The organism is Azospirillum sp. B506, from assembly GCF_000333595.1.
Classification (GTDB): Bacteria; Pseudomonadota; Alphaproteobacteria; order Azospirillales; family Azospirillaceae; genus Azospirillum.
In genome coordinates this window covers 1-7,347 of record NZ_BADK01000907.1, presented here as the reverse complement: position 1 = coordinate 7,347, position 7,347 = coordinate 1, and the positions used below count along the sequence as shown (strand labels likewise).

The 7,347-nt window shown below is 69.9% G+C and carries 6 protein-coding genes; 1 reads left to right on the top strand and 5 read right to left on the bottom strand.

From position 1 onward, the window contains the following. Positions 1-47: 47 nt before the first annotated feature. Positions 48-1,619, bottom strand: a complete 1,572-nt coding sequence (locus I71_RS28195) for an ATP-binding protein (protein WP_042701994.1) — start codon at positions 1,617-1,619, stop codon at positions 48-50. Positions 1,620-1,828: 209 nt separating this feature from the next. On the opposite strand from I71_RS28195, the gene I71_RS28190 reads away from it, so the two are divergent. Beyond that, the gene (locus I71_RS28190; RefSeq protein WP_042701991.1) at positions 1,829-3,712 is read left to right on the top strand and encodes a GGDEF domain-containing protein; all 1,884 of its coding nucleotides are present in this window, start codon (positions 1,829-1,831) and stop codon (positions 3,710-3,712) included. Between the two features lie 25 nt (positions 3,713-3,737). Here I71_RS28190 and I71_RS28185 read toward each other — a convergent pair whose 3' ends face one another. Genes I71_RS28185 through I71_RS28170 form a run of 4 tightly spaced genes read right to left on the bottom strand, consistent with a single transcriptional unit; the run spans position 3,738 to position 7,321 of the window. Next, entirely contained in the window at positions 3,738-4,514 is a 777-nt protein-coding gene (locus I71_RS28185; RefSeq protein ID WP_049976374.1) for an ABC transporter ATP-binding protein, read from the bottom strand. A gap of 5 nt (positions 4,515-4,519) precedes the next feature. Next, positions 4,520-5,380 (bottom strand): ABC transporter ATP-binding protein, encoded by an 861-nt coding sequence (locus I71_RS28180; protein WP_042701986.1) that lies wholly within the window; start codon positions 5,378-5,380, stop codon positions 4,520-4,522. Between the two features lies 1 nt (position 5,381). Continuing rightward, a complete protein-coding gene (nikC, locus tag I71_RS28175; RefSeq protein WP_042701984.1) occupies positions 5,382-6,314 on the bottom strand; it encodes a nickel transporter permease in 933 nt (310 codons plus the stop codon). Next, positions 6,311-7,321: an ABC transporter permease gene (locus I71_RS28170; RefSeq protein ID WP_042701997.1), complete on the bottom strand. Its 1,011-nt coding sequence runs from the start codon at positions 7,319-7,321 to the stop codon at positions 6,311-6,313. Before I71_RS28170 ends, nikC begins: the two co-directional genes overlap by 4 nt. Between the last annotated feature and the right edge of the window lie 26 nt (positions 7,322-7,347).

The following is a 7,347-nucleotide window of genomic DNA, read 5'->3' as shown; positions in this document are numbered from 1 at the left end:
TTGGCTCGACCTGCTGTTCATGCAGAAGCATCTGGCCGCGTGAGGGATCACCCCGCCGCGAACAATCCGCCTTCGTCGGAAGCGTCGGCGGCATCGCCAGCATCTGCGGCGTTGGGATCGCCCAGCGCGGTTTCCCACCCCAGCGCCGGCAGGGCGATGGCGCGGGTGTTGCCCAGGCCGCTGCGGCTGGCGATGAAGCCGCGCTGTTCCATGTAGGTCAGCAGGCGGCGGCCGCGCCCCTTCGACCGGCTGCCGCAGGCGCGCGCCACATCGGCATCCGACGGGCAGGGAGCATGGTCGAGGGCGGCGCGGGCCAGCAGCAGGAAGACCGGCTGGATGTCCTCCGCCAGGGTGGCGGCGACCTCCGTCGCGCGCTGCCAGGCGGGATCGTCGCCGTTGCCGGCCCCGGCGCGGGCGGTCGCCAGACGGCGGCGGAAGGCGGGCAGGGCCAGACGGTCGCCATCCACCCCGCGGCCGCGGCAGCGCACCAGGAAATCCTGGTACAGCACGGCCAGCGAGCGGTAGGGCGCCTCCGGGTCGGCCAGCACCTCGGCCAGCACCTCGTCATACTGCGCCTCACGCCCGGCGGCCTGTTCCGGGGTTTCCACCGGCTCCAGCGGCAGCAGGGCCGGTTGTTCGGCCTCATCGTCTGCGGTGCTGCCGGAAGACGGCGGCGGGGCGGCGGGGCGGCCGCGCGCCAGCTGCGCCATCAGGTCGGCGCTAGCCGAGGTCGTGGGGCGGCGGACGTAGCGTGGCGGCTCCGGCCCGGTCGTGGTGAAGATCAGGTCGCGGGCATCCTCCACCGGGGTGGTGGGCGGCGGCATCAGGGTCGGGCTGCCGGTGCGGCCCTGGGTCTCCACCGCGCCGATGCGCAGCGGCAGCGGCCGGCGCGACAAAGCGGGGCCGAGCGCGATGAAATGACCGCGCTCCAGGTCGCGGAACATCTCCGCCTGCCGCCGCTCCATGCCCAGCAGGTCGGCGGCACGCGCCATGTCGATGTCGAGGAAGGTGCGGCCCATCAGGAAGTTCGACGCCTCGGCCGCGACGTTCTTTGCCAGCTTCGCCAGACGCTGGGTGGCGATCACCCCGGCCAGCCCGCGCTTGCGCCCGCGGCACATCAGGTTGGTCATGGCGCCGAGCGAGACCTTGCGCGCCTCATCCGACACCTCGCCGGCGGCCGAGGGGGCGAACAGCTGCGCCTCGTCCACCACCACCAGCATGGGATACCAGAAATCGCGGTCGGCATCGAACAGCCCGCCGAGGAAGGCGGCGGCATGGCGCATCTGCATTTCCGCGTCCAGCCCTTCCAGGTTCAGGACGACGGAAACCCGATGCTGGCGGACGCGGGCGGCGACGGACTGCAAGGCGGCCTCGCTGTGGGCGTCGGCCTCCACCACCACATGGCCGAAACGTTCGGCCAGCGTGACGAAATCGCCCTCCGGGTCGATCACCGCCTGCTGCACCCATTGGGCGCTCTGTTCGATCAGCCGGCGCAGCAGGTGCGACTTGCCGGAACCGGAATTGCCCTGGACCAGCAGACGGGTCGCCAGCAGCTCCTCCAGGTCGAGCGTCGCGGCGCTTCCCGCGTTCGTCGCCCCCATGTCGATGCCGACCTTCATCCCGCTCGCCTCCCGCTCACCCGAACCGCCCGCCTTCAAGAAGGGGACTTCCTATAGCGCAGGCGGGCGCGGCGATACGAGGATTCGATTCGGGGCAGGCTGGTTTGCCGGGGAGACAACAACATGGCGCTGCGGTCATGAAACCGCAAACAAGCTCTGTTACAACCAAGCGCTGATCTTATCTCGGATCAGCGCTGGCGGACCGAGCGATGACTGTGCTGACCACCATTGAAGGCGGGACAAAAGCCGGGTCCAGGACCGGAAATCCTGAAGGCGACCGCGCCGGGGCCTATGGCGCGAGCTGGAACAGCGTCAGCTACGGTCAGGGCGAAGCCGCATCCTTCGATTGGGCGGCGGCGGTCGGCGCCCTGCGCTACGCCTTCCAACCGATCGTGCAGCTGCGGTCCGGCCGCTGTCACGGCTATGAGGCGCTGCTGCGCGGGTTCGAGCGCACCGGCTTCGCCAACGCGGCCGAGTTGCTGGACTCCGCCGAGGCCGCCGGTCTGCTGGCGACGGTGGAGACGGCGCTGCATGCCAAGGCGGTCGCCGCCTATCGCGCGCTGTCGGGCTGGAACGAGGCGAAGCTGTTCCTGAACCTGGACGCCCGGCTGATCGGCCGGCCCGACTCGCCCTGGCTGGCCCGCGATCAGGCGGCATCGCGCAGCAACGGCATCGTGCTGGAGCTGTCGGAAAGCCGGCCGGTCGCCAGCGGCGTCGCGGTGGATGCGGCGGTCGACCGCTATCGCCAGGGCGGGGCCGGCATCGCCATCGACGATTTCGGCGTCGGCCATTCCGGCCTGCGCACGCTGTACGAGGCGCGGCCGGACTATGTGAAGATCGACCGCTTCTTCGTCGCTGGCATCGATGCGGATTCGCGCAAGCGCGCGCTGGTGGCGGCCTTGGCCGGCCATGCCCATGCGCTGGGGATCCAGATCGTGGCGGAGGGGGTGGAGACCGCGACCGAGTTCTACACCTGCCGCGATCTGGGCTGCGACTTCGCCCAGGGCTTCCTGATCGCCCGGCCGCGTGTGGACCTGACCAGCCTGCCGAACCGCTATCCGGTGGTCGAGGAGCTCAACCGCCGCGACCGCCGCCAACCCAGCGAGTCGCACCGCCGCCTGTCGGAGGTGATCGAACGGCTGCCGCCGCTGCGGGTCGATTCGCGCAAGACCGAGCTGCTGGATTATTTCCGCCGCGAGGGCAGCGCCGCCATCGCCCCGATCATCGATGAGCATGACCGCCCGCTGGGCCTGATCCGCGAACGCGACCTGAAGCGCTTCGTCTATTCGCGGTTCGGCGGGGAGTTGCTGCGCAACCGCGGCCTGGGCAACGGGCTGGACGATCTGGTCATCCGCTCGCCGGTCTGCGACATCTCCACCCCGCTGGACCGGGTGATCGAAGCCTTCTCCACCGAGTCGGCGGCCGATGGGATCGTCATCGTCGAGGGCGGCGCCTATGCCGGCGTGCTGTCGAGCGGCGCGCTGCTGCGGCTGGTGCATGAGCGCAATCTGGCGATGGCGGCCGACCAGAACCCGCTGACCCGGTTGCCCGGCAACGCGGCGATTCTGCGCCACATCGAAGCGGCGCTGGCCGATGACGGCCGCGGCCATGTGCTGGCCTATCTGGATTTCGACAACTTCAAGCCCTTCAACGACAGCTTCGGCTTCCGCCAGGGCGACCGTGCCATCCTGATGTTCAGCGAGCGGCTGAAGGCCTGGACCGGCAATGCCGGGGCCGTCGCCAAGGCTGCCGATGCCTTCGCCGGCCATATCGGCGGCGACGATTTCTTCCTGGGCGTCAGCGGCGGCGACGAGGACGAGGTGCTGTCCCGTCTGACCGAGCTTCTGGCGCTGTTCCGGTCGGATGCCGAGAGCCTGTATGACGCGGAAACGCGGGAGAGTGGCGGGTTCCTGGCGAAGGACCGCTACGGGGCGGTCCGGCGTTTCCCGCTGCTGGCGGCCAGCGGGGTGGCGGTGGTGATCCCCTCCGGCAGCCATGGGTTGACGCCGGACGCCGTCAACACCGCCATCGCCGACCACAAGGCCGCCGCCAAGGGGGCGGAGGACAAGCTGTGCGTGGTGCGGCTGGTGTGAGCAGAATTACGGCGCGGCTGCTCTCTCACGCATAATCCCGGAAGCCCTCCGCCGTCGCGCGGTCGTAGCCCTGGCTGGCGCGCAGCAGCTGCAAGGTGTAGGGCTGGCGCGCGGCACCGCGGCGCAACTCCTCGACCGTCATTTCCTCCACCAGCCGGCCACGGTTCATCACCGCCAGCCGGTCGCACAGATTGGCGACGACGGCGAGATTGTGGGTGACCAGCACCAGGGTCAGGCCATGTTCCGCCCGCAGCCGGCGCAGCAGGTTCAGGATCTCCGCCTGCACCGACACGTCGAGCGCCGAGGTCGGCTCGTCCAGCAGCAGCAGCCGCGGTTCCAGCACCAGCGCGCGGGCGATGGCGACGCGCTGGCGCTGGCCGCCGGAGAGCTGGTGCGGGTAGCGGAAGCGGAAGGCCGGGCCGAGCCCGACATCGCGCAGCACCCGGTCGATGCGGCCATTGGCGTCGCCCAGCCCATGGATGGCGATGGGTTCGGCCAGGATGCGGTCCACCGTGTGGCGTGGGTGCAGCGAGCCGTAGGGGTCCTGGAACACCATCTGGCAGAGCTTGTAGAAGCTCTTCTGCCGCTTCGGTCCCTGCTCCGTGCCGGCGATGGCGATGCGGCCGGTCCACTCGTCGTTCAGGCCGCTGACCGCGCGCAGGACGGTCGATTTGCCGGAGCCGGATTCGCCGACGAGGCCGAAGCTTTCCCCCTCGCGCACCGACAGGGTGACGCCGTCCACCGCCGTGACGGCATCGGCGCCCTGGCCGAAGCGGACGCGCAGATCCCGGATGTCGATCATCGTCTTCATGCCTCCAACCAGGCCGGATCGCGGCTCAGCACCGGCAGGTCGCCCGGCGGCTCGTCGATCCGCGGCAGGCTGGCCAGCAGGCCGCGGGTGTAGGGGTGCTGCGCCGCGTGCAGCTCCGATGCGCGGCAGCTCTCCACCACCCGGCCGGCATACATGATCAGGATGCGGTCGCAGAAGGAGGCGACGAGGTTCAGATCGTGGCTGACGAAGATCATGCCCATGCCGCGCTGGGAACAGAGGTCGTCGAGGATCGCCAGCACCTGCATCTGCACGGTGACGTCGAGGGCGGAGGTCGGTTCGTCGGCGATCAGCAGGTCGGGGTCGGGGATCAGCATCATCGCGATCATGATGCGCTGGCCCATGCCGCCCGACACCTCGTGCGGATAGCGGTCATAGACCCGTTCCGGATCGCGGATGTGCACGGCGGCCAGCATCTCCAGCGCGCGGCGCTTCGCTTCGGCGGCGCCGGCCTTGCTGTGGACGCGGTAGGCCTCGGCGATCTGGCGGCCGACGGTCATCACCGGGTTCAGCGAGTATTTCGGGTCCTGCATCACCATGGCGATGCGCCGGCCGCGGATGTCGCGCATGCGTCTGGGCGACGCCGCCAGCAGATCCTCGCCGTTGAAGGCCAGCCGGTCGGCGGTGACCCGGCCCGGCGAAGGGACGAGGCGCAGGATGGAGCGGCCGGTCATCGACTTGCCGGAACCGGACTCGCCGACGATGCCCAGCTTTTCCCGGCCGAGCGTGAAGGAGACGCCGCGCACCGCCTCGGTCACGCCGTTGCGGGTGGGGAAGGCGACGCGCAGGTTGGAGACGTCCAGCAGGGGGGTGTCGTCCGCCGTCTTTTGATCGGTCATGTCAGTCCCCCTTCGGGTCCAGCACGTCGCGCAGCCCGTCGCCCAGCAGGTTGAAGCCCAGGCTGACGATGAAGATGGCGAGGCCGGGCATGGCGGCGACCCACCATTGCTCCAGCACATATTGCCGGCCGCTGGCGATCATCGCCCCCCATTCCGGCAGCGGCGGCTGGGCGCCGAGGCCGAGGAAGCCCAGACCGGCGGCGGTCAGGATGACGCCGGCCATGTCCAGCGTCGTCCGCACGATCAGCGAGGCGATGCACAGCGGCATGATATGGCCCAGGATGATGCGCAGGCTGGACGCCCCTTGCAGCCGGGCGGCGCTGATGAAGTCGGCGCGGCGGACGGTCAGCGTCTCCGCCCGGGCGATGCGGGCATAGGGCGGCCAGGAGGTGATGGCGATGGCGATCACCGCATTCTCGATGCCGGGGCCGAGTGCGGCAACGAAGGCCAGCGCCAGGATCAGCTTGGGGAAGGCCAGCGCGATGTCGGTGATGCGCATCAGCACGGTGTCGACCCAGCCGCCGAAATAGCCGGCGGCCGTGCCGATCACCAGCCCGGCCAGCGGCGCCGTCGCCGCCACCAGCCCGACGATCATCAACGTCAGCCGCGAGCCGTGGATCAGGCGGGACAGGATGTCACGTCCGAAGGCGTCGGTGCCCAGCCAGTGGCCGGGACCGGGCGGCAGCAGCCGGGCGCTCAAATCCTGGGCATAGGGATGGTGGGGCGCCAGCACCGGGGCGAGTGCGGCGACGACGATCAGGGCCAGCACGATCAGCAGCCCGGCGACGGCCAGCCGGTTGCGGCGGAAGGCGGTCCAGCCGGCCCAGGCGCGGCCCAGGCGGGCCTGGGCACGGGAGTGCGGCGTGTCGGTGGTCAGCCAGTCCCGCCAGCCGGCGGGCCGGGGGGCGGATGGGGTGTCGGTGCGCACGGTCATCGGGCCCGCGGATCCAGAAGGCGATAGAGCAGGTCGGACAGCAGGTTCAGCGCGATGAAGACCGCGCCGACCACCAGTGTCCCGCCCAGCACCGCGTTCATGTCGGCGCTGAGCAGCGAATTGGTGATGTAGAGGCCGAGACCGGGCCAGGCGAACACCGTTTCGGTCAGCACCGACCCCTCCAGCAGGCTGGCATAGGACAGGGCGATGACGGTGATCAGCGGCACGGTGATGTTGCGCAGGGCATGGCCCCAGATCACGCGGGTCTCCGACAGGCCCTTCACCCGCGCGGTGGTGATGTATTCCTGGCGCAACTGGTCCAGCATGAAGCCGCGCGTCATCCGCGCGATGTAGGCGACGCAATAGAGGCCGAGGATCGCCGAGGGCAGGACCAGATGATGGACCGCGTTCCAGAAGATCTCGGTCTCGCCGGCCAGCAGGGCGTCCACCGTGACGAGGCCGGTCACCGGATCGACCATCCCCTCGTAGAAGACGTCGACCCGCCCCGGTCCCGGTGCCCAGTCCAGCTTGGCGTAGAACAGCAGCAGCGCCATCAGACCCAGCCAGAAGATCGGCACCGAATGGCCGAGCAGACCGAGCAGCCGGATGGTATGGTCGGGCCAGCGCCCACGGTTGATGGCGGCGAACACGCCGGCGGGAATGCCCAGCAGCGCGCCGACGATGGCGGCGACCGTCGCCAGTTCCAGCGTCGCCGGGAAGACGCGCAGCACATCCTCCAGCACCGGCCGGGAGGTCAGCACCGAGGTGCCGAGGTCGCCCTGCAGCACGTCGCCGAGATAGCGCAGGAACTGCTGCCACAGCGGCAGGTCGAGCCCGAGCTGCGTGCGCATCTGCGCATAGCTTTCGGCACTCGCGCGGTCGCCGAGAGCCGAAAGCACCGGGTCGATCGGGACGACGCGCCCGATCAGGAAGGTGACCAGCAGCAGACCCAGCAGGGTGAAGGCCACCGTGACCAGCAGGGTCAGGCCGCGTTTCAGCGTAGGCAAGAAGACTCCCTCGCGGTTGACACGCC

Bases quoted from the DNA above. Each gene is read 5' to 3' on its own strand.
- I71_RS28180 (WP_042701986.1), bottom strand. From the start codon at position 5,380: ATGACCGATCAAAAGACGGCGGACGACACCCCCCTGCTGGACGTCTCC.
- I71_RS28190 (WP_042701991.1), top strand. From the start codon at position 1,829: ATGACTGTGCTGACCACCATTGAAGGCGGGACAAAAGCCGGGTCCAGG.
- I71_RS28195 (WP_042701994.1), bottom strand. From the start codon at position 1,619: ATGAAGGTCGGCATCGACATGGGGGCGACGAACGCGGGAAGCGCCGCG.
- nikC (WP_042701984.1), bottom strand. From the start codon at position 6,314: ATGACCGTGCGCACCGACACCCCATCCGCCCCCCGGCCCGCCGGCTGG.
- I71_RS28185 (WP_049976374.1), bottom strand. From the start codon at position 4,514: ATGATCGACATCCGGGATCTGCGCGTCCGCTTCGGCCAGGGCGCCGAT.